General features: G+C 52.4%; 20 protein-coding genes, 3 tRNA genes and 1 pseudogene. 6 read left to right on the top strand and 18 right to left on the bottom strand.

Annotated elements, in window-relative coordinates:
- The first annotated feature begins 16 nt into the window (after window positions 1-16).
- The 4 genes from HMPREF9623_RS06600 to HMPREF9623_RS11820 are packed head-to-tail and all read left to right on the top strand — an operon-like array spanning window position 17 to window position 3796.
- Window positions 17-1087 (top strand): ABC transporter ATP-binding protein, encoded by a 1071-nt coding sequence (locus HMPREF9623_RS06600; RefSeq protein ID WP_009533117.1) that lies wholly within the window; start codon window positions 17-19, stop codon window positions 1085-1087.
- Complete coding sequence (locus tag HMPREF9623_RS06595; RefSeq protein WP_009533116.1) at window positions 1080-1898, top strand: ABC transporter permease; 819 nt, start codon at window positions 1080-1082, stop codon at window positions 1896-1898. Before HMPREF9623_RS06600 ends, HMPREF9623_RS06595 begins: the two co-directional genes overlap by 8 nt.
- Window positions 1898-2689, top strand: a complete 792-nt coding sequence (locus HMPREF9623_RS11825; protein ID WP_009533115.1) for an ABC transporter permease — start codon at window positions 1898-1900, stop codon at window positions 2687-2689. The genes HMPREF9623_RS06595 and HMPREF9623_RS11825 overlap by 1 nt, the downstream gene beginning before the upstream one ends.
- Before the next feature lie 12 nt (window positions 2690-2701).
- The gene (locus tag HMPREF9623_RS11820; RefSeq protein ID WP_009533114.1) at window positions 2702-3796 is read left to right on the top strand and encodes an ABC transporter substrate-binding protein; all 1095 of its coding nucleotides are present in this window, start codon (window positions 2702-2704) and stop codon (window positions 3794-3796) included.
- A gap of 121 nt (window positions 3797-3917) precedes the next feature.
- Here the strand turns inward: HMPREF9623_RS11820 and HMPREF9623_RS06580 are convergent.
- From HMPREF9623_RS06580 to rfbC, 5 genes are all read right to left on the bottom strand, one after another.
- Window positions 3918-3991: transfer RNA gene (locus HMPREF9623_RS06580), tRNA-His, on the bottom strand.
- 34 nt (window positions 3992-4025) lie between these two features.
- A tRNA-Arg gene (locus tag HMPREF9623_RS06575) sits at window positions 4026-4099 on the bottom strand.
- A gap of 3 nt (window positions 4100-4102) precedes the next feature.
- Window positions 4103-4173: transfer RNA gene (locus tag HMPREF9623_RS06570), tRNA-Gly, on the bottom strand.
- A gap of 75 nt (window positions 4174-4248) precedes the next feature.
- Window positions 4249-5619 (bottom strand): MATE family efflux transporter, encoded by a 1371-nt coding sequence (locus HMPREF9623_RS06565; RefSeq protein ID WP_009533113.1) that lies wholly within the window; start codon window positions 5617-5619, stop codon window positions 4249-4251.
- A gap of 9 nt (window positions 5620-5628) precedes the next feature.
- On the bottom strand, window positions 5629-6231 hold the full coding sequence (rfbC, locus tag HMPREF9623_RS06560) for a dTDP-4-dehydrorhamnose 3,5-epimerase (RefSeq protein WP_009533112.1): 603 nt from the start codon (window positions 6229-6231) through the stop codon (window positions 5629-5631).
- A gap of 102 nt (window positions 6232-6333) precedes the next feature.
- Between rfbC and HMPREF9623_RS06555 the strand changes: the two genes are divergently transcribed.
- Window positions 6334-7551, top strand: a complete 1218-nt coding sequence (locus HMPREF9623_RS06555; RefSeq protein WP_009533111.1) for an AI-2E family transporter — start codon at window positions 6334-6336, stop codon at window positions 7549-7551.
- A gap of 125 nt (window positions 7552-7676) precedes the next feature.
- The gene (locus HMPREF9623_RS06550; RefSeq protein ID WP_009533110.1) at window positions 7677-7934 is read left to right on the top strand and encodes an antitoxin PHD; all 258 of its coding nucleotides are present in this window, start codon (window positions 7677-7679) and stop codon (window positions 7932-7934) included.
- A 147-nt stretch (window positions 7935-8081) separates the two neighbouring features.
- On the opposite strand, the gene HMPREF9623_RS06545 is transcribed toward HMPREF9623_RS06550, so the two are convergent.
- The 13 genes and pseudogenes from HMPREF9623_RS06545 to HMPREF9623_RS06490 form a co-directional block, all read right to left on the bottom strand.
- Window positions 8082-9863 carry a hypothetical protein gene (locus HMPREF9623_RS06545; RefSeq protein WP_040799867.1) on the bottom strand — a complete coding sequence of 594 codons (1782 nt, stop codon included), beginning with the start codon at window positions 9861-9863 and terminating at the stop codon, window positions 8082-8084.
- 86 nt (window positions 9864-9949) lie between these two features.
- Window positions 9950-10417, bottom strand: coding sequence for a GtrA family protein (locus tag HMPREF9623_RS06540; protein WP_009533108.1), 468 nt, complete (start codon window positions 10415-10417; stop codon window positions 9950-9952).
- A 227-nt stretch (window positions 10418-10644) separates the two neighbouring features.
- A pseudogene (locus HMPREF9623_RS11175) lies at window positions 10645-11133 on the bottom strand (transposase); the annotation flags it as partial.
- A 242-nt stretch (window positions 11134-11375) separates the two neighbouring features.
- Complete coding sequence (locus HMPREF9623_RS06535; protein ID WP_009533106.1) at window positions 11376-12299, bottom strand: ORF6N domain-containing protein; 924 nt, start codon at window positions 12297-12299, stop codon at window positions 11376-11378.
- A gap of 253 nt (window positions 12300-12552) precedes the next feature.
- Window positions 12553-13629, bottom strand: a complete 1077-nt coding sequence (gene rfbG, locus HMPREF9623_RS06530; protein WP_040799864.1) for a CDP-glucose 4,6-dehydratase — start codon at window positions 13627-13629, stop codon at window positions 12553-12555.
- A gap of 66 nt (window positions 13630-13695) precedes the next feature.
- Complete coding sequence (locus HMPREF9623_RS06525) at window positions 13696-14439, bottom strand: glycosyltransferase family 2 protein (RefSeq protein ID WP_009533104.1); 744 nt, start codon at window positions 14437-14439, stop codon at window positions 13696-13698.
- 12 nt (window positions 14440-14451) lie between these two features.
- Window positions 14452-15585 (bottom strand): UDP-galactopyranose mutase, encoded by a 1134-nt coding sequence (gene glf, locus HMPREF9623_RS06520; protein WP_009533103.1) that lies wholly within the window; start codon window positions 15583-15585, stop codon window positions 14452-14454.
- Complete coding sequence (locus HMPREF9623_RS06515) at window positions 15582-16508, bottom strand: NAD-dependent epimerase/dehydratase family protein (RefSeq protein ID WP_009533102.1); 927 nt, start codon at window positions 16506-16508, stop codon at window positions 15582-15584. Before HMPREF9623_RS06515 ends, glf begins: the two co-directional genes overlap by 4 nt.
- A 19-nt stretch (window positions 16509-16527) precedes the next feature.
- Window positions 16528-17268 carry a glycosyltransferase family 2 protein gene (locus HMPREF9623_RS06510; RefSeq protein ID WP_009533101.1) on the bottom strand — a complete coding sequence of 247 codons (741 nt, stop codon included), beginning with the start codon at window positions 17266-17268 and terminating at the stop codon, window positions 16528-16530.
- A 2-nt stretch (window positions 17269-17270) separates the two neighbouring features.
- Window positions 17271-17672, bottom strand: a complete 402-nt coding sequence (locus HMPREF9623_RS06505; RefSeq protein ID WP_009533100.1) for an HAD family hydrolase — start codon at window positions 17670-17672, stop codon at window positions 17271-17273.
- The gene (locus tag HMPREF9623_RS06500; RefSeq protein WP_009533099.1) at window positions 17659-19116 is read right to left on the bottom strand and encodes an aminoglycoside phosphotransferase family protein; all 1458 of its coding nucleotides are present in this window, start codon (window positions 19114-19116) and stop codon (window positions 17659-17661) included. Before HMPREF9623_RS06500 ends, HMPREF9623_RS06505 begins: the two co-directional genes overlap by 14 nt.
- Window positions 19094-19963: a lysylphosphatidylglycerol synthase domain-containing protein gene (locus HMPREF9623_RS06495; RefSeq protein WP_009533098.1), complete on the bottom strand. Its 870-nt coding sequence runs from the start codon at window positions 19961-19963 to the stop codon at window positions 19094-19096. Before HMPREF9623_RS06495 ends, HMPREF9623_RS06500 begins: the two co-directional genes overlap by 23 nt.
- Window positions 19944-20777, bottom strand: coding sequence for a glycosyltransferase family 2 protein (locus HMPREF9623_RS06490; RefSeq protein WP_009533097.1), 834 nt, complete (start codon window positions 20775-20777; stop codon window positions 19944-19946). Before HMPREF9623_RS06490 ends, HMPREF9623_RS06495 begins: the two co-directional genes overlap by 20 nt.
- Between the last annotated feature and the right edge of the window lies 1 nt (window position 20778).

The following is a 20778-nucleotide window of genomic DNA, read 5'->3' as shown; positions in this document are numbered from 1 at the left end:
AGGAGATCACAAGTTTATGTCAACACTGGTGGATCTGCAGCACATTTCCAAGTCCTTTGACGGCGAGATGGTGCTCGACGATTTGAATTTAACCGTCCCGGAAAACTCGTTCGTGACCCTGCTCGGCCCCTCGGGCTGCGGCAAAACCACGACGCTCCGCATCCTCGGCGGCTTCACGACGCCGGACAGCGGCAAGGTCATGTTTGACGGGCAGGATATCACTTCTCTCCCGCCGAACCGCCGTCAGCTGAACACGGTGTTCCAGAAGTACGCGCTGTTCCCGCATATGAGCATCGCAGAAAATATCGCCTTCGGCCTCAAAATCAAGGGGAAAAGCAAGGCCTACATCGACGACAAAATCCGCTACGCCTTAAAGCTAGTGAACCTCTCCGGCTTTGAGAAGCGCGACGTGAACTCCCTCTCGGGCGGCCAGCAGCAGCGCATTGCGATTGCGCGCGCCATTGTGAACGAGCCGCGCCTTCTGCTCCTCGACGAGCCGCTCGGCGCCCTCGACTTAAAGCTCCGCCAGGACATGCAGTACGAGCTGATCCGCCTGAAAAAGGAACTCGGTATCACCTTTGTCTACGTGACCCACGACCAGGAAGAAGCACTCACCATGTCCGACACCATCGTCGTCATGAACCAGGGCTATATCCAGCAGATGGGCACACCCGAGCAGATTTACAACGAGCCGGAAAATGCCTTCGTCGCGGACTTCATCGGCGACTCCAACATCATCGGCGCGACCATGGTGCACGATGAGCTCGTAAACATCTTCGGCGCAAACTTCCGCTGCGTGGACAAGGGCTTCGGTCAGAACAAGCCGGTCGATGTCGTGATTCGCCCGGAGGATGTGGAACTCGTGAAACCGGAGGACGGCATTTTGACCGGCCATGTGACCCACTCGATTTTCAAGGGCGTCCACTACGAGATGGAAGTGACCACCGAAAACGGCTACGAGTGGCTCGTGCAGTCCACCCGCATGTTCGAACTCGGGCAGGCGGTCGGCATCACGGTCGACCCCTTCAACATCCAGATTATGAATAAGCCCGCCTCCGAGGACGAGGAGGCGATTGTCAATGAATAAGAAGGCAAGACTCCTCGCTCTCCCCTATCTCGTCTGGATGATAGGCTTCATCGTAATCCCGCTCGCGCTGGTCTTTGTCTTCGGTCTGACCGACCGGAGCGGCGCGTTTACACTTGACAATGTGATTTCGATTGTAGAGCGCAATCACCTGAAGGCCCTGAAGCTCTCGCTGCTGCTCTCCTTTGTGAGCACGCTGATCTGCTTTCTGCTCGCCTTTCCGCTCGCGCTCATTCTGCGCGGCAAGAAGATAGGCCGCGCGAACTTTGTGGTCTTCATCTTCATCCTGCCGATGTGGATGAACTTTCTGCTCCGCACCCTCGCGTGGCAGACGCTGCTCGAGAAAAACGGCGTGATTAACGGCATTCTCGGCGCGCTGCATCTGCCGCCGATTGCGATTATCAACACACCGACCGCGATTGTGCTCGGCATGGTCTACAACTTCCTGCCCTTCATGGTGCTTCCGCTCTACAATACGATGTGTAAGATTGAGGACAGCGTGGTCGAGGCCGCGCGTGATCTCGGCGCCTCCTCACTCCAGACCCTCTGGCGCATCTGGCTCCCCCTCTCGGTGCCCGGCATTGTGAGCGGCGTCACGATGGTCTTTGTCCCGGCGCTCACGACCTTCGTGATTTCCAACATTCTCGGCGGCAGCAAGATTCTGCTGATCGGCAATGTCATCGAGACCGAGTTCACCAAGGCGAGCAACTGGAACCTCGGCAGCGGTCTCTCAATTGTGATGCTGGTCTTCATCCTGCTCAGCATGACAGTGCTCGCGCACTATGATAAAAACGGAGAGGGGACGGCATTCTGATGAACAAACGCATACGACGCTTTATCGGGGATTTTTATCTGGTGCTCATGCTCCTCTTCCTCTATCTCCCCATTTTTACGATGATTGTGCTCTCGTTTAACGAGAGTAAATCCAGGACGCGCTGGGGCGGCTTTACGCTCCGCTGGTACGGTGAGCTCTTCTCGAACGCGACCATCATGCGGGCGTTTTATAACACCCTGCTGATTGCCTTCCTCTCCGCTCTCATTGCGACCGTGCTCGGCACGGCGGCGGCCATCGGCCTCCACGCGATGAAGCGCACCGGCCGCAACCTGATGATAGGCTTAAACAACATCCCGATGCTGGACGCCGACATTGTAACCGGCATCTCGCTGATGCTCGCCTTTATTGCGTTCCGCTTCACGCTCGGCTTCCACACAGTGCTGATCAGCCATATCACCTTCAATGTGCCCTATGTGCTGCTCTCCGTGCTACCGAAACTGAAGCAGACCAACCGCTCCGCCTATGAGGCGGCCATGGATCTCGGCGCGACACCGCGCCAGGCCTTTTTCTACACCGTGTTTCCGGACATTGTGCCCGGCGTGCTCTCCGGCTTTCTGCTCGCCTTCACGATGTCCCTCGATGATTTCATCATCACCCACTTCACCAAGGGCGCGGGTATCGATACCCTGTCTACGCTGATCTACTCACAGGTGCGGCGCGGCATTGTGCCCAGCATGTATGCACTCTCGGCCATCATCTTTGCGGCAGTTCTTCTTCTGCTTCTCGTCGCAAACTTCACGCCGTCTGCAAAAAATTCAAAGCAAGCATAAGGGGGATTCACCATGACAAGAAGAAGCATTTTGACGCGCGCGCTCTCGGCGGCGGTTCTCGCGGCACTCGGCCTCGCGCTCGGCGGCTGCGGTCAGAAGTCCGCGAAGGATGACAACACGCTCTATGTCTACAACTGGGGCGAGTACATCGGCGAAAACGTCGTGAAGGAGTTCGAGAAAGAGACCGGCATCAAGGTGGTCTACGACACCTTCGAGACCAACGAAGAGATGCTCCCGATCATTGAGGCGGGCGCGGTGCAGTACGACGTGGTCTGCCCGTCCGACTACATCATCCAGAAGATGATTCAGAAGGATCTGATTCAGCCGATTGACTTCGATAAGATCCCGAACTACAAGAACATTGACCCGAAGTACCTTGAAAAGTCCAAGGGCTTTGACCCCGAGAACAAGTACTCGGTTCCCTACTGCTGGGGCACGGTCGGCATCCTCTACAACACCTCGATGGTGCCGGAGTCCGAGGCGCCGACCAGCTGGGCCGACCTCTGGAACCCGAAGTACCAGAACAACATCCTCATGCAGGACTCCGTCCGCGATGCCTTCATGGTCGGCGAGAAGCTCCTCGGCTACGACATCAACACGACCGACAAGACCCAGCTCGAGGCCGTCAAGGACAAGCTGATTGCCCAGAAGCCGCTCGTGCAGGCCTATGTGATTGACCAAGTTCGAGACAAGATGATCGGCGGCGAGGCAGCGCTCGCAGTCATCTACTCCGGCGAAATGCTCTATGTCCAGAAGGAAGTCAAGGCTTCCGGCGCAAACTTTGACCTCAAGTATGTGATTCCGAAGGAAGGCTCCAATGTCTGGATTGACAGCTGGGTCATCCCGAAGAACGCGCGCCACAAGGAGAACGCGGAGAAGTGGATTGACTTCCTCTGCCGCGCGGACATCGCAAAGGAGAACTTTGAGTACATCACCTACCCGACCCCGAACAAGGCCGCGTTTGAGTTGCTCTCCCCGGAACTCCAGAACAACAAGGCGCTCTTCCCGGACGATGCCGACCTCGCAAAGTGCGAAGTGTTCCAGTACCTCGGCGAAGATGGCGATGCGCTCTACGACGAACTCTGGAAGGAAGTCAAGGCGCAGTAAGCAAAGAGAAATACGGAAACAAAAAAGAGCCGGGAGGCTCTTTTTTGTTTCCGTATTAAGTCATAACGCGTAGAAGCCCGAAATATACAAAAAGAGCACCCTCTCGGGTGCTCTCTCTTCGGGTGGGTACAGGGGCTCGAACCCTGGATCTCCAGATCCACAATCTGGCGCGCTAACCAACTGCGCCATACCCACCATATTCGCGTTGCGGGATTCCGGGGAATCCCAACGAGCCTGAAGGGATTCGAACCCCCGACCCACGGCTTAGAAGGCCGTTGCTCTATCCTGCTGAGCTACAGACTCAAGAGCAGGTGATGGGAATCGAACCCACGTATCCAGCTTGGAAGGCTGGTGTTCTACCATTGAACTACACCTGCGGGCTGCGTTTTTCTTAACGCGTGCCCTAATTTTATATCATACTTCGCCCTACTGTGCAAGCACTTTTCAAGAATTCACTGTCTTTCCTGCTCTGCCGTCTTTTGCCGCATCTCATCCAGGATACTCTTGGTAATCAGGAAGGCAATGATTGCCGAAAAGATATCGCTGACCGGCTGCGCGGACTGAATGCCCGCCAACCCGAAGATGCGCGGCAGGACAAGGAGCACCGGCAGGAGGCAGATGCCTTGGCGAAGCAGCGCCACAACCGTCGCGCGGAAATTATAGCCTGTGGTCTGCGAGAACATATTCGCCATTGTGATCTGCGCCGCGAGCGGAATCGTACACGCCTGCAACTGCAGCGCCCGGGTGCCGATCTCGATGACCTTCGGGTCCCGCCGAAACAGCATCACAATGCGCTCTGCGTTCAGGAACGAGCCTACGCCCATAAACAGCAGCGCGACAAAGCAGACGCGCAGACTGAACTGATAGGCTTCCTCAACGCGCTTATAATTCTTCGCGCCGTAGTTGAAACCGCAGACCGGCTGAAAGCCCTGCCCGAAGCCGATGATCGCCGAATTCATGAACATCGCGACCCGCGACACAATCGCAATCGCGGCAATCGCCGCATCACCGTAGGGCTGCGCCGCAAAGTTTGTCACAATGACTGCGACACTCGCAATGCCCTGCCGCGCGAGACTCGGGAGACCGAAGCGGAAAATGTTCGCATAGCGCGAAAGTGCCGGCTGAAAGCGGCGCAGCCGTATGCTGAGACAGGCCGGCATACAGTTGCACTGCCAGACCAGGATGCAGAACGAGATCATCTGACTGACGGAGGTCGCGGCAGCCGCTCCCGCAATTCCCATGTGAAACCCATAGATGAGCAGCGGATCCAGAAACATATTCAGAATGCCGCCTGTCGCAATGCCTATCATCGAATAGAACGAGTTTCCCTGAAAGCGGAGCATGTTGTTCATGCCGAGCGAGGCCATGAAAAACGGAATGCCGATCAGCACATAGCGCGTGTAAGACGCCGCATAGGGCGCAATCGTCGCGGTCGAGCCGAGCAGATAAACCAGCTTCTCCGAAAAAAGGATACCCGCTGCGGCAATCAGCGTTCCCGCAATCAGTTCGGTGAAAAAGCCGGTTGCCACATAGCGCTCGGCCTCTTCCCGATCCTTCTGTCCAAGCAGACGGGAGATTTCATTGCCGCAGCCCATGCCAATCATGAATGCCACAGCCTGAATGCCCGCCATCAGCGAAAAGACCACGCCGACCGCCGCCGAGGGCGAGGTGCCGAGTTGCGACACGAAATAGGTGTCCGCCATATTGTAGATGGCTGTGACCAGCATTGATATGATGGAGGGAACGGCAAGTCGCGGAATCAGCGTGTGCACCGGCTCCTCCATCATCTGCCGGTAGCGCGCCTCTTGCGATACTTCTCTCATACGCGGCACTCAGAAGTGATGCGTGTTTTTGAGCGTCTCCCAAGTCTGATCCTTATCGCTCAGCGTGAGATGCGTGCCGTCAGAGAGCGTATAGCCCGAGGCATCCGCGGAACCCGGGTAAGTGCCCACGAGTTCCGGCCACTGAATGCCGATCTCCGGGTCATTCCACGCGAGACCGCCCTCATCGCCCGGGTGATAGAAATCCGTCACCTTATAGCAGAACTCCGCATAGTCGGAGAGCACCAGAAAGCCGTGCGCAAAGCCTTCGGAGATATAGAACTGCTTCTTATTCTCCTCGGTGAGTTCCACGCCGTACCACTGCCCAAAGGTCTTCGAATTCTGTCTTAAATCCACCGCGACATCAAAGACACGGCCGCGGATGGCACGCACCAGCTTGCCCTGCGGAAACTCCTTCTGGAAGTGAAGGCCGCGCAGCACGCCCTTCTTGGAGGCCGACTGATTGTCCTGCACAAAATTCAGGTTGAGCCCCACCTCTTCCATATCGCGGCGGTTATAGGTCTCCATAAAATAGCCGCGCGCATCGCCGTGCACCGCGGGCTCAATCACATACAGTCCCTCAATCGGGCAAGTTGTCACTTTGATCTGTCCCATAAGTACCCCCTTTGTATTCTGTGATTATTATACGACCATTGTCAGAAAAAAATCCAGCCCTTATAATGGGGCAAAAGCACACAGACTTTCTGAGGAATTCCTATGGACTGGAAAAAACTATTCAACTTTCGCTATATTCTGATTTCGCTCTATGTTCTGATCACCGCGCTCCTACTCTACTGCGGCAGCCGCGCCATTGACCATATTCCGGAAATCTGGAGCGCTGTCACCGGCTTTTTCTACTGGTTCCGGGTTGTCCTGCACCCGCTGATCACCGGCTTTGCACTCTGCTATCTCCTGAGCCCCGCAGTGAATTTTTTCGGGCAGCGTCTCGAGGGATTCCGGGACCTCCTGCCACGCGCACTGCGCCGCCCCGCGAAGCAAGGAAAAGCGCGCTCCCTCCGGGGACTCGCCGTCCTCCTCACCTTTGTGCTGGTATTGCTTGCCCTCACTCTGCTGCTCTCTCTCCTCATCTCGGCACTCAGCAGCAGCGTGCAGCTCGCCAATTTGAGCGATCTCTGGCGCATGACCAAGGAACTGAGTCTCGCGATTTCAAACTTCTATCAGGATGTGCTGCATAAGCTCTCCACGCTCCCGGTCGCCGGAAACGACTTTACGGCCTACTTAAAGAGCGCGGTCTCGAGCCTGATGAGCTTCGCGGAGCGCTTTCTCGGCTCCATGCTGTCGAGCGTCAACAACATGGGCAGCTTCTTCTCGAACCTCCTCTTCTCGCTCATCTTCTGCGTCTACTTTCTCTTGGACGGCGAGAACATACTCCGCTACTGGAAGCGGGTCTCCAAGGTTCTGCTCGGGCAGCGCATCAACCGGGTGCTCTCCGTCTTCTTCTCGGACGCGGACCGCGCCTTCGCGGGCTATATCCGCGGCCAGGTGATCGATGCGCTCATCATGGCTGTCCTGGTCAGTGTGTCACTCAGCATCATCGGCGTGCGCTACGGGCTCATCATCGGCATTCTGACAGGCCTCGGCAATCTGATTCCCTATGTGGGGCCCTTTATCGCCTACGGCAGCACTGCCTTGGTCTGCGTGCTCTACGGCGACTACACGCGCCTAGTCACGGCGCTCATAGCTCTCTTTGTGATTCAGACTCTGGACGGCAATGTGATCAATCCGCGACTCTTAAGCTCCAGCATAGACATTCACCCGCTGCTCGTGATCGCCTCTCTCCTGGTCGGCGGTGCCGTGGGCGGTGTCCTCGGCATGCTGCTCGCCGTGCCGGTCGGCACGCTCCTGAAAATCCAGTTTGAGCGGCTGCTCAAATTGCGGGAAGAAAAGAAGGCGGGGAAAATGAGAGAAGAATAAGAAAAGTGCCGCCCCAAACAAGGGTAGAGATGATTAAAGAACATCAGGAAAATCTCGGAAAACATTGACCTTTTCCGAAATACGCACTAAAATATGTACATATTTCAGTACGAAAGGAGAACCTCATGATTGCTCTAAAAACCCTGGATGTAAGAAACAACTTCAAACAGATTGGCGATCTGATTAACTCCGGTGAAACCATTCTAATTTCCCGCCCTCACAATCAAAATCTAATTGTGATCAGCGAGGCAGAGTATCGCGAACTTGAGAAACTGCGTCGCAATGCAGAGTACCTTGCCAAACTTGAGTACTCCATGCAGCAGTTCAATGAGGGAAAAGGAGTCGTCAAAACCATGGATGAACTACTGAACATGGAGAGATGAGAAAGGAATCGGAAACCGCTTGGTTTATATCGGCGACAGTGAGCAAAATCTGATTATTCTTTCCTGCCGCAGACACTACGAAAATTGAAAATATCTTCCGACAAAAAAGGGAACAGACAGGCTATGCCTTGTCTGTTCCCTTTTGTCTTATTCCCCCTGCCAGCTCTCCGCTGTCTTGCAGACCAAATCCCAGAATAACTTTAAATAGACCAGCATGGCCCCGTAGGAAACGCTGTAGAGAAACGACTTCCACCAGAGCGCCTTGCCGCTCGCCTCGACCGCCTGCAAAACGCGGGTAAAAACAGGCGTTTTCCCGAAGAACCAGAGGGTCGCCGTGATATCCCCCTCCGGGCGGAGCAGAAACTGTGTGACTACGAGGAGAGACAACATTGATTTCAGCACACACTCGTAGCGGTTCCGGCTCTGCCGCACCAAGAGCACAAAGGCCGGGAGCGAGACCAGATAGAAGGAGGGCGTGGATAGAGTCAGCGATGAGAAAGTAAACATAATGACCGCCAACATGAGTACCGTCCTCAAAATCTGGATCGGCATAGCCGCCTTGGTGTCCCAGTGCAGCACACTCCAGAGGAAGGCAATTACCAGACCCACAATCGCCGCATAGGTTCTGATCTCCGTGCTGACCAAGGGAAAGGCAAGCCGCCAAAGACGTCTGGTCTGCGGCAAATCCCGGTAGGCAAGGTGCAGTGCCGTCGGCAAAATGCGCGGCAACAATAAGAAGACAAAGAGCAAACAACCGAAGCCGAGACCAAAGAGGAGCCAGTCCTTTCTCGCTTTCTTATCCCGCACGAATAGGGTCAACATGAGGAAGGCCATGCTCGGCAGCAACATGAGGTAGGTCACCTTGCAGGCCACACCGAAGCCGAGGAAGAGCGCGGCGCTCCACTTGTTCTTTCGCACATCGGAGAGCAGTAAGAGGCCAAGCAAGGTACAGTAGACCGGTAGCATGTCAAACTGAATGAAGATGATTGCAATCCAGAAGCAAAGCGGATTAAAAACAGAGAAGTAATAAACTTCTCGCGCCCGCTCTTCTTTGAGGAATCCACGCTCCAGGAGAAAGCTAATCAGCGAGAGCACCGTGCCGTTCATGAGAAGCATATTGAGCATTTTGTAGAGGAACGACTGTAACCAGTGATAGGCGCCCGGCTGAAAGCCCCCGAGTGTCGGGTAGAGTAGGTAGGACGGCAGGCCGTAACCCGCGAGCATCATGCCCTCGTACTGCCAGGAGTAGAGCTCCACGGATTTATAGGGGTTAATGCAGGCAAAGAGCTGAAAAAGATCGATGCCCTTCTGCCAGAGGATGATGCTCTCCGAAAGCGGCTTTAAGTCGCAGCCATAGAAAATAACAAGACTGATGGCGGTCACCACAAAAGAAAGCAGAATCGGCTTTCTCCCGATTGCCCGAACCGCCGCGTCGGAATAAGTGAACAGAGCTTTGTCTCTGCCCGCTCTTCGATTCTCCCGCAGTGCGAATGTAAAAAGCGCCAACAAGCCGACAAACAAGAGCACGCCAGCCTGAAGGCGTTTCGTTGTCTGCGCTCCGAGTTTCACACAATAGGTTCCCAGATAGTCTTCCGAAGTGATGTAGCGGCTCACCGGGATGAATGCCTTCTCTTCGCCCGCGACGGTGCAACGCTCCGGCACACTGTCGCGCAGCCGCACGCTGACCTGCAACTCGCTTTCCCCACTTCTTATGACGCCCGCATAGGTCTCATCTCCCGCAGGCAACAACTCGACCGGCGCTTCGTCATAGACAAAGGCCATGACCTTCTGATCTTTCAGGCTGTCCGTGTCCAGAAAGAGCTGCCTTTCCGGAACATAGAGCCGCGAAAAAAAGGCGGCCAGATACAGACTCAAGAGCACAGCAATTCCATACGCAAGATAGCCGCGCTTTCCCATTTTTTCTCTCATACTTCCCCGCTTCCGCTCACCGAAAGTTTCTAAGCTGCCTGTTGTAAAAAGCCGCCGTACAGATGGCTTCCATACGGCGACAAAGCTCAGTCCTTCTTCTTAAACACAAAGAACTTGCTAATCACATAATTTGAGACAATCACCACAATCTGCGCAATCAGCTTCACCAAAAGGCTGTTCCAGTGCAGACGGTCGATGAACACAAAAAGCATCAGTTCTTCCACACCGAGCGTCAAAAGCCTCCCACTGAAAAAACCGGCCAGCTGTGCCCAGAAGCCCTTGGCCGAATCGGTCTCCGCATCAAAGACCCAGGTCTTATTCGTGATGAACTGGAATAAAACGCAGATGACCCAGTCGACAACATTGGCAAAGAGCGCGCCCCAACCGAAACGCTTCGTGAAAAGAACAAAGAGCGCCAGATTCAGAAAGACTGCCAGGCCTCCGAAAAAGAGATACAGGAGTACTTCCTTGTGTTTGCTGTACCAGGGCTTTAAAATCTGCAGTCCCGGCAAGCCCATCATGCGATCAAAAATGTCTTCACGTGTGTTTTCCATAATTATCTCCCAAATTCAATACCAAACAGCAAAACCTCAGGTCATCTCGCTTTGCCGGGCACGGGACAGGCAATGCGAATCAAAACTCTGTTTTCCGGTACGCATCAAATCTTGTCAACGCCGAAAATACGGAGCTTCTCGCGTACCAGATTTCTCAGAAGCGGAATCTTTTGCAATATCTTTGTCGTCAACAAACTACAGAGAAAATCAGGGTACAATTGTAGCGGTCAACGTTTTTTATAACACCACTGCTTAATGGTACACTCCGCTCTCTTTTCAAACGGAGTCAGATATCCGTTATACGAGTGTGGGCGTACCTGATTGTACCAATCGTAAGAAAACTCTGAAACGGCATAATCCGGTTCTGCTGCAGTTTCAAAACGATACGCATAAATCAGCGCGGTCTTTAAGGTATTGTGATCGCGTTCCATCGGCGCATTGTCATACGGACAGCCCGCACGGCTCATGCTTTGAGAAATTCCGAGCTCCCGGCAATGTTGTACAAACTCTGCGGAAGTAAACTGACTTCCTTGATTCGAGTGCAAAATCAGGTTCTGTGGGATAGCCTTTGCACTTGGCAACGCTTTTTCAAGCGTACGCACGGCCGGGGCACTCGTAATAAAAGAGCTGTTTTCACCGGCAACAACACCTCTGTCGTATAAATCAATAATGGAACAATTATAGCGCATGGTTCCATTTATCAGTGTCATATATGTGAAGTCGGTACATCAAACACGATTCGGCTGCTTAGGAGAAAAATTCCGCTTTCATAGATTCGGGAAAACTTTATGAGCCCATCCCCGAAGGTATTAGGGTCTCTATCGGCGACAAATCGATAGTAGTTGTAGCTCACGATTCATGTACTTGTGGACTGTTGTTTTGCTTGCAGTGCCCCATGACCCCATGGGAATCATGATAGAGTGTTTGAATCATTTCCTAAATCCATCTGATTTTTATTTTATACCGTTTTCAACCGGTTCAACAAATCCGTCACAACACCCGGATCATCTATGAGAGAAATAGCAAAACATTTCTTCCCTGCATCCTTTATGGATGCGCCAATATGATACGCCGTCCCCCCGTCCAAAAGTATAAACCTGTCATGGAATACCTGAGTCTTCCTCACTGTCAATGTCGGATACTGCGCATTGAACTTAGCCTCATCCTTTTCCGTAAGCTGTGCATTCGCATATGTATAAATCTTCACATCCACACCGGCGCTCTTCTTCGCCAGCATGTTCAACGTATCGACATCCACATATCCGTCAATCAGGATTATCTCTTTCTGCGCTTTCTGGATGATGGATGTGATCAGGCTGAACGCATCGTAAATCTGACCATCAAAGAATATCTTCTGCTCCGATTCTGCGTGATCCTCAATATACCGGAATACCTTGTCAAACTTCTCATCCGTATTTTTCTGGTATTCCAACTGCTTCAGTTCTATATCACTAACCTTCTCAAAGAGAAGCGCATTGTTGGCAATAAAGCGGCGCATCTCAACAAATGTGTTCATTATTCGAATCGACACCTGAACCGCCACATCGCTCCGAAGGACTCCCGACAGCATGGCTATCCCCTGTTCCGTGAACATGTATGGTCTATATCTCCTGCCGCCTCTTCCGTTTGAGGTTGCAATTTGTGACCTCAAAGTATCGAATTCCTCTTTCGTCAGCTGAAATCTAAAATTCTCCGGAAATCTCTCTATATTCCTGCTTACTGCCTGATTGAAAACCTTTGTCTCAACCTGATAGATCATAGCAAGATCACTATCCAGCATAACCTGCTGCCCTCGAACAACATAAATCAGACTCTTAATATCTTTGGTTTCCGCTACAACAGGAATCCTATCTGTTGTCTGCTCCTGTTCCTTCTTTGCCATTTACACCTCCATCTTTGAAGTCACAAATTGTGACCTCAAACAACCTCATCATTGTAGTGGTCAACGTTTTTTGTAACACCACTGCTTAATGGTACACTCCGCTCCCTTTTCAAACGGAGTCAGATATCCGTTATATGAGTTCGAGGCTCAGTAATTCCTTCTTTTGTCCCGACATGATCTCATCCCCTTGATAAATCAACATTCTATCCCATCATGTCATAGAGGGATGGCCAACGTCCATCCCTCTACAAACTTACTTTACCGCGAGAAATAATCGAATTTGCTCTTCCGTCACCGCAGCCAAATCCTTGCCCTCAGCCCAGGCCTGATACCAGTGAACGGTCTCCCCGACCGCCTGATCCACATGCCATACAGGTGCCCAGCCGAAGCTCTGCTTTAACTTTGCGCAATCAAGCTTCAGGAAACCCGCCTCGTGCGGCGCATTGGCCTCGGCCACGTTCTTCCAAGATGCCGGCTCGCCCCAGTGCTTCACAAAGAGATCCGCGAGCTCTCCGGTGCTCACGCAGTCGCAGTCATCCGGACCCACATTGTAATAGCCCGCATACTTTGCTTCCTTCGCCTGCTGCATCACAATCATCAGGTAGGCGTAGAGCGGTTCCAGCACATGCTGGTAGGGGCGTGTCGAATAGGGATTCCGAAGTTCGACTGCCTTACCCTGCACGGTCGCACGCACGCAGTCCGGGATAATTCTATCCTTCGCGAAATCACCGCCGCCGATTACATTGCCCGCGCGCGCCGTGGAAATGCGCATTGCATCCGGCTCCGAGAAAAAGGACTTCTGATAAGAGTGGGTCACCAGCTCCGAGCAGCTCTTCGAATTCGAGTAGGGATCGTAGCCGTCCAGCTTCTCATCCTCGGTAAAGCCGTGATTCGCCTGCTCCGGGTTCTCATAGACCTTATCGGTCGTCACGTTGAGGAAACTCTCCACACCACCGAGTTCCCGCACGGCCTCGAGGAGGTTCACGGTGCCCATCACATTGGTCTCGTAGGTCTCACGCGGATAGCGGTAGGACTCTCTGACCAGGGGCTGTGCCGCGAGATGCAGTACACAGTCCGGCTTTGCCTCCCGAACAGCCTCCTTGAGGTGGGCAAAGTCGCGGATGTCCGCGATTGTCGAATGCATCTTATCCTGTAAACCGAGGAGCGAGAACAAATCCGGATCACTCTTCGGCTGCAGCGCATAGCCGTAGACTTCCGCGCCGAGCAGGCGGAGCATAACCGAAAGCCAGCTTCCCTTAAAACCGGTGTGACCGGTCAGGAACACACGCTTTCCCGCATAGAATTTTTTCATGTCGTCTGTGTATTTCATTCTCACTACCTCCTCTGCGGGAACCGGCATATTCCGCCCTCCCTGTTCTACTCCGAAAAGCCACTGTTACTGCATGTTTCGCCTATTTCTCCGGTCAAAAGCATCCATGCGTTTCCGGATTTCCGCAAAATTCCGGATGGATTGCAGTCCAATCTTAAAAATACGCTTCACGTTCATGTAATTCTTTCCGCCCTGACGCGGCTGGAAAGTCACGATGCGGTAGCATACCCTCTCGTGATACTTTGAGAAACAGGCCGCCAGAATCGCGTTCGGCAGGTTAAAATCCGCAGGCATAAGGTCCAGATACTTGGCAACCACAGAGCTCTTCATCAGACGGAAGGGTGCATTTGCATCCGGAACAAAGGTCCCGAAAAAGATTTTCAGGTATACGCGCAGTACGTTCTCAACCGCCTTACGCCCCATACCGTCTCCGCGCTTCTTGCGGTCGCCCATAATGACATCATATTTTTCGCGCAACTTCCAGAAGGCCGCAAATTCCGCCGGAACGGTCTGTCCGTCGGAATCGGTCTGAAAAATCCAATCCGCACCGTGCACAATTGCATAGCGGTATAAGAGTATCACTTTGGTGCCGTGATCCGTGCCCGGCTTCGGAATCACGATCAGTTTCTCATACTGCCGCTGCAGAGAATAAAGGATTTCTAAAGTCTTATCCCGGGAACCGCCGTCCGAGATTACAAGCCGGGAATCCTCGCTGCCGTATGCGAGCATAGGATACCACGCTTCAACCACTGCACGGATATTGGCTTCTTCGTTGTATGTCGGCATGACAAGGTATAAACAATCTCCCACCTGACTCTCCCCTCACTGCAGTTCACGCGCCAAATCGAGCGCCCTGCGAATTGCCTGATCCATGTTGTAGTACTTAAACTCCGCGAGGCGTCCCGCAAACGCAAGTCCCCTGACCTGCTTTGCCTCGTCATAATACTTCCGAAACAGCTTCTGACTCTCTTCGGTCAGAACCGGATAGTAGGGCTCCATCGCCTCGCCCTGCTTGTAGGGCAGCGGGTATTCCACGGCATAGGTGGTTCCTCTGACCTCCTGCACCGGGAGCTTCTTGTACTCCGTGATGCGCGTAAAGCCCTCGGCCTGCGGATAAGCGACCACCGGCATATCCTGGAAGCTGTCAATGTCCTCGTGCTTCCACACAAAACGCAGCGAACGGTAGGGTAACTTGCCGTGCTTGCAGTCAAAGAGTTCATCCAATGCGCCGGTAAAGATTAAGATACCGTCCAGCGGCTTATCGCCGTCCATGACCTGATTATCCCGAATCGAGAAGCGATCCAGCGCCTCCTCATTCAGACGAAGTTCAATGCTCGGGTGCTTTAAGAGATTTTCGATAAACTCCATGTACCCTTTAACAGGCATTGCCTGATACTTGTCGCTGAAATACTTGCTGCCGTAGGAGAAGAGAATGGGCACACGCTTAAAAATCTGGCGATCCACCTTCTCGGGATCTATGCCCCACTGCTTTGCGGTGTAGGGCTTATAGTCCTTCTCATAGAGAAAGTCTGCAAAGCGTCTCACATAGCTATCCTGACTTTCCAGCATTTCTAAGACCGTCGCCGAAGCGCGGTCGCCGAACTCTGCCTTGATATGCGCCTTAATCTCCTCTGCCTCCTCCTGGAAGAAAGTATCCACGGAACTGAAATCAAAGGAGGTGGGCACGCACTTGCCGTCCATCACCGAGCCGCAGACCAGGTTAAAGTCCTTGAGCTCGGAGTTGTCGCTCACATAGCGATAGACCTCATCGTCATTGGTGTGGAAGATGTGCGGTCCGTAGTGGTGCACGTGGATACCGTACTCATCGTTATAATCATAGACATTTCCGCCCGCATGAGCACGGCGCTCCAGTACCTGCACCGTGTGTCCCTTTTTAGCAAGTTCCGCTGCCAATACAGCGCCCACAATACCGCTGCCTGCGATATAGTATCTCATCCGCTTATCTCCATATCGCCGCGCACACAATCGATTACCCGGCTGATTCCTGTCTCAAAATCTATCCTCGGTTCAAAGCCTGTGTCCCGCCTGATATCCGTCAGGTCAATGCAGGAGCAAGGCAGCTTGTCGCTGTTATACGGAATCTCGCCTATACCGAGCGGCAAAGACGGATCAATTTTCCGGTGGATGATGCGAATGTAATTTCGGAGCGGCCAGTTGTCCCCGTGGCCGATTGCATAGACCGCACCGTCCTTGCCCCGCTCGCCGACCGCAATCAGCGCAGAAACCACATCGTCGATATAGACATAATCCCAGAGCTGCTCGAGCTTGGTGAGCGAGGGCTTTTCGCGGTGCAAAAGCTTATCGATTGTGTAGAAAATGACATTGTTATCCCGGCGATCCGCCGCATAAATACCGGCGATAATCGTATAAACAAAGTCAATGTCGTTCCGTGATGCAAAATCGCTGCAAAGATAGCGGAGCGCTATCTTTGCAGCGCCGTAGGCATCATGCGGTGACGGCAACGCCTCTTTGTTGAGCGGCTTTCCGTAGTAGAGATATTCGTTCGTAGATCCCGGAAAAACAATCCGGCGAATTCCGATTGCAATCGCCAGTTTCATACAGTCGAGGGACATATTGACATTGCCGATCTGAATATCCAGTTCATTCCGGATTTCCGGCTTCACACCGTTCCACGCAAAGTGGTACATCACCTCTATATCTTTCGGAAAATCCGCAATGTGGTTCAGGATCTGATTGAGATCCAGGCTGTACACATGCAAATTCGGCGCATTCTCACCGGCATAAATATTATGCCCGGGATATACGGTGGCATAAACTTCAATTCCCTGTCTGATTAAGCCCCTGACCAGATTTCTGCCGATAAATCCGCCCGCTCCCGTCACCAGTACCTTCTTCATTGCACTCTCACTGTCGCGGTTAATTCAACTTTGCCTGCTCAAAGGCCTGCACTTCTTCCGGCGTGCCGAGCACATGCACAGCCTCTGTCGGCACCACCGAGATATAAACTTCTCCGCCCTTCTGAATCAGATAGTTATACATCGGCGCAATGTACTTTTCACCCTTTTCGAGGTTGGCCTCGTTCGCGTAGAACTCATGATACAGTCTCTCATAAAGAGCGCAGCTCTTGAAATAATACGCGCCGAGCGTACAGTTCTCGGAAATTCTGGTCTTTTCCCGGACTTCCACTGCTTTACTGCTTTCGTCGAGACGCACAAAACTCCAGTGATCACCCTCACCGAGAAAGCAGGGAATAAAACCGTCACCCTTTAATTCCGCCGCATTCATCGCGCCCGGTACTACATAGGTATCGATATTGTAGATCAACAGACCATGCTCCGGGTTCCAGTACTTCGAAGCCAGTTCCGCCGTGGTAGCCTGTCCGTCCGTCAGATAATCAAGCAGCAGAAGTTTATAATCCGCAATACCGAGTGCTTTGCACTGCTCCGCGATAAAAGTCTCGACATCCGCACTCTCGTCGCGCATCGCAATGAAAATATAGCGCGCCGCGCAGTCCGCAAAACCTTTTAAACTCAGAATAGACCACTCGAATAAAGTCTTTCCGCGCGTCTCAATCATGAACTTCGGAACCGTATACCCGGCCTTCCGAAAGCGGGATCCGAGTCCGCCCATTGTGATCACAATATCCAGATTCTTCATGCTCAATCCTCCTTTGCGCGGGACGCCTCACAGCGCTCGGCGAGTTCTTCCGGGGTATAGGTGAGAAACTCGTCCGGCCTCACCGAACGGTCATCCACATAAAAGCCCTTATGTCCCGGCCAGGGCTTACCGTAGAAAATCTCATCGTAGGGGATGTTCCACTTATCCAGCCATTCCGTCAGAATCCGCGCGGTATTCTTGTTAATCAGGCCCAGATTTCCACCATAGGAATTCATATTGCGAGAAGTAAAGAGCACAATTTTGGCACCGGCCTCGTGGTAAAAGCGTATCTTTTCGACCACCGACGCATACGGAACCAGGTCTTCGTACTTCTCTTCTTTCTTCTTAATCGGGCATATCGTACCGTCAATGTCAAAGACGAACGAATACTCACTGTAGTTCATTCCGAATCTCCTCCAAAATGTTTCTCGCATTCAGGATAAAGCCGAATACCTTGTGCGGATTGTCGATGTGTAACGGCAACATTGAGAGAAACAGCGACGCCTCATAGAGACGAATCAACAGATAATCATATCCGGATGCTTCCGCTTTTTCTCGGAACCACTTCTTATACTGTGCATTGTCAAAGCCGAGCTTCAACTCTGCCTGAAACTCACGGTTAATCGAAATCTCATAGAGCGCATTATTGAAAAAGTCGTAATTGCCGCAAATTGAGTGGCTGAGCTTTGCGAGATCGTAATACGGATTGGTCCAGAGTTCCTCTTCCGTGAGAGCGCCCTTCGGATCGATAAACTTGAGCATTCTCGTCGCCTTGTTGTACATCGCATTCGCAAAGCAGGGATCGCCGTGACCTATTACGCTGACCGGCTCTACCCGAACACGCGACTCCACCTGCTGTTTCAGTGCAAAGTAGCGCGCCTTGATATCGTCAATGGTCTCACCGGTACCGGCCTGTAAGAGCGCCGCAATGTGTCCGTAGCTCTCAAGCTTCTTCAAATCTTCAATCCGGCTCTCCACCTTTTCGATGTAAAGAGAATCTGCCGTTTGCTGATACTCTTCTTTGCTGACCGCTTTCGCATGCCGCTCTTTGAAAAAGTTAAAGTACATGTCAAGCAGACGCCGGAATTCCTCCTCACCGATTGAGCCGTGCACCCACTTAATCGCGAGGTCTGTCATATAGAGACGCTCCATCGTATAGGAGGCGCTCTTTTCATCTTCCCGATAGTTAAACGGCAGAACAAACCACCGCTTCATGTCATCCGGCAAGAGATGATAGAACGTGTACTCTGCCTTAATTTTTTTCTTATTGGTAGAGCGCTTGGTCAGCGTATATTCCTTTTCTTCGAGCGAATTAAAATAACGCGCGTCAAAATTTCCCGTAATACAACGGATGAAGTTAAAGACATCGCCGATATTGACAAGACCGTCCGCCGGGAACGAAGCGGAAACCGTTCGCGCCGCCGTCGCCGAATTCCCCTCCTTGCAGACGCGCTCCAGAAATGTCCGATACGACTTTGTATCCGCAAACATCAATCCCGCGGTCTCGTCCCGCACGGTCATCCGGTAATTCTCTGCAATGTAGGGCAGTTTCTGAAACGAGAGTTTTGCCCACTCCGCATCACTGATAATATAGTTCGCAAACATATGCAGAATGTGAACCGGCTCCGCCGTCCGGTCTTCGAACTGCTCTAATAAAGCATTAAACGCAAAGACAGAGCGCACCACCTGCCACTCCATCTCCGGAAAATAGACCCGGAGCTGTTGCTGAAAGCGCTCTCCGAGGCGCTGCCGCTTGACAACCACTTCCGAAAAGCCCTTTTCACCGATCACATCCTCTATGACTTCACTCTTCCGAACCGTATCGTCAAAGATTACGATAAGCTTCATGTTCCCGTTCCTTTCTTCCCACAAACAACAGGGTGACGAGATATAAAAGCAATAGCAACACTGTGCCGAACAGAATGATTCCGCTCAGATAGGCGATTTTTCCGCCCCACATTGCGCCAAGCAGATATGCTGACATTGCAGCTCCCAAATCCGCGCGCAGCAAAGATACCGTGAGCGCCAGACCACCGATTTCAATGAGCCAGGCAGCCACCGACAACATATAGCTCAGCAAAAACTTTCCCTGCACCACGCGGTGAATATCCCGGTATGCTGCCTCCAGACGCGCTAAAACGGTCAATGCGAACAGTTTCCGTGTGCTGCCTCTCCCCGCAATCAGATAGCGATTCCAGTACTGGCAGAGGCCCGGAAGCGCAAAATAGATAAAGCTCAGCGCAAACAACACCGCAAGCAAGACAAACGAAATCGCAGGCATCGCATTGCCAAGCGGCAACACAAATAAAATAAGCACCGTCATCAATGCCGCCGTATCCACAAAACGGTCAAGAAGAATCACCGCAATCCCGTACATCCAGTCGCCGATATAGTAGCCGTAGCAGTAACAGCGAAACAGATCTCCGGCTTTTAACGGCAGTATCATGCTGACCGGCGTAATTTTACAGTATTGCCTCAGAAAAAGCCCAAAGGGCAGTTTCCGATCCAATAACTCCAGATAGAGACGAAAGGCCTTAATGCCATGTACCAGAATTACAGTCACAATCATGATGAGGCAAACCAACGGATTGTGAAGAACAAAGGAAAAATCCTGGTGCAGCAAGGCTCTGCTGAGGAGCAGCACGGTGAGCAGCAACACCAGGATATTGACAAGTTTATATGTTTTCTGCTTCATGGTCGTCGTTCTCTTTGCCCTTCCGATTCGTATAAACCGGCTTCGCAGTATACGCAGGAATTAGCTTGTCTCTGTGCTCCGCAGCGATAAAACCCTTGCGATTCACGATATAGCTTCCCAAAAGCTTCAGTACGACAATGGCCTGATTGACCATCTTGACATTCGAGACCTGATCGTCCTCTCTCCAGAGTATCGGGAAGAAGCGCATGTTCTGACGGTAATAGGAAGAACCGAGAATCATGCAGTAATTGAACATAAGGTTATCCTTGTACTTCTCATAGAAACGACTTTTGAGGCTCGAAACCTTGTACATGTTGAGTCCGGAACCAAGGTCGTAAATGCGTCTCCCGGTGCCGATTGAGAACAAGAGATTATAAACACGGTTGCCGAAGGTTCGGAAGGCAGAGTAGCCCTGCAGCTTAGAACCGCGCATAAAGCGCGCGCCGAGGAAGCAATCGTACTTCCGATACGCTCCGCTTTGCAAATGCGGCAGGATATTCGCGATATCTCCCTGATCGTCACCATGCAATACTATCACATAGTCAAAGTTGTGCTTCATGGCGTATTCGAATGCAACCTTGTGAGAGCCTCCCAAACCGTAGTTATCGTCGTTTCTGAGCAGCGTCACCGGAATGGGCAGCGGATGCTCTTCCAGATAACGCATGGCCGCAGCCTCGCTGTTGTCCGTGCTTCGATTGTTTACGACAATGACCTCTGTTAATTCCCGGCACACTTCCGGCTTCAACTGCCCCAGAACACGGACAATCTGCTTCTCGCAGTTGTACATCGGGATAAACAGTAAAATTCTGCTCATG

The organism is Stomatobaculum longum (assembly GCA_000242235.1).
Classification (GTDB): domain Bacteria; phylum Bacillota; class Clostridia; order Lachnospirales; family Lachnospiraceae; genus Moryella; species Moryella longum.
This window is presented reverse-complemented; position numbering and strand designations above follow the sequence as displayed.

Bases quoted from the DNA above. Each gene is read 5' to 3' on its own strand.
- HMPREF9623_RS06600 (WP_009533117.1), top strand. From the start codon at position 17: ATGTCAACACTGGTGGATCTGCAGCACATTTCCAAGTCCTTTGACGGC.
- HMPREF9623_RS06595 (WP_009533116.1), top strand. From the start codon at position 1,080: ATGAATAAGAAGGCAAGACTCCTCGCTCTCCCCTATCTCGTCTGGATG.
- HMPREF9623_RS11825 (WP_009533115.1), top strand. From the start codon at position 1,898: ATGAACAAACGCATACGACGCTTTATCGGGGATTTTTATCTGGTGCTC.
- HMPREF9623_RS11820 (WP_009533114.1), top strand. From the start codon at position 2,702: ATGACAAGAAGAAGCATTTTGACGCGCGCGCTCTCGGCGGCGGTTCTC.
- HMPREF9623_RS06565 (WP_009533113.1), bottom strand. From the start codon at position 5,619: ATGAGAGAAGTATCGCAAGAGGCGCGCTACCGGCAGATGATGGAGGAG.
- rfbC (WP_009533112.1), bottom strand. From the start codon at position 6,231: ATGGGACAGATCAAAGTGACAACTTGCCCGATTGAGGGACTGTATGTG.
- HMPREF9623_RS06555 (WP_009533111.1), top strand. From the start codon at position 6,334: ATGGACTGGAAAAAACTATTCAACTTTCGCTATATTCTGATTTCGCTC.
- HMPREF9623_RS06550 (WP_009533110.1), top strand. From the start codon at position 7,677: ATGATTGCTCTAAAAACCCTGGATGTAAGAAACAACTTCAAACAGATT.
- HMPREF9623_RS06545 (WP_040799867.1), bottom strand. From the start codon at position 9,863: ATGAGAGAAAAAATGGGAAAGCGCGGCTATCTTGCGTATGGAATTGCT.
- HMPREF9623_RS06540 (WP_009533108.1), bottom strand. From the start codon at position 10,417: ATGGAAAACACACGTGAAGACATTTTTGATCGCATGATGGGCTTGCCG.
- HMPREF9623_RS06535 (WP_009533106.1), bottom strand. From the start codon at position 12,299: ATGGCAAAGAAGGAACAGGAGCAGACAACAGATAGGATTCCTGTTGTA.
- rfbG (WP_040799864.1), bottom strand. From the start codon at position 13,629: ATGAAATACACAGACGACATGAAAAAATTCTATGCGGGAAAGCGTGTG.
- glf (WP_009533103.1), bottom strand. From the start codon at position 15,585: ATGAGATACTATATCGCAGGCAGCGGTATTGTGGGCGCTGTATTGGCA.
- HMPREF9623_RS06515 (WP_009533102.1), bottom strand. From the start codon at position 16,508: ATGAAGAAGGTACTGGTGACGGGAGCGGGCGGATTTATCGGCAGAAAT.
- HMPREF9623_RS06510 (WP_009533101.1), bottom strand. From the start codon at position 17,268: ATGAAGAATCTGGATATTGTGATCACAATGGGCGGACTCGGATCCCGC.
- HMPREF9623_RS06505 (WP_009533100.1), bottom strand. From the start codon at position 17,672: ATGAACTACAGTGAGTATTCGTTCGTCTTTGACATTGACGGTACGATA.
- HMPREF9623_RS06500 (WP_009533099.1), bottom strand. From the start codon at position 19,116: ATGAAGCTTATCGTAATCTTTGACGATACGGTTCGGAAGAGTGAAGTC.
- HMPREF9623_RS06495 (WP_009533098.1), bottom strand. From the start codon at position 19,963: ATGAAGCAGAAAACATATAAACTTGTCAATATCCTGGTGTTGCTGCTC.
- HMPREF9623_RS06490 (WP_009533097.1), bottom strand. From the start codon at position 20,777: ATGAGCAGAATTTTACTGTTTATCCCGATGTACAACTGCGAGAAGCAG.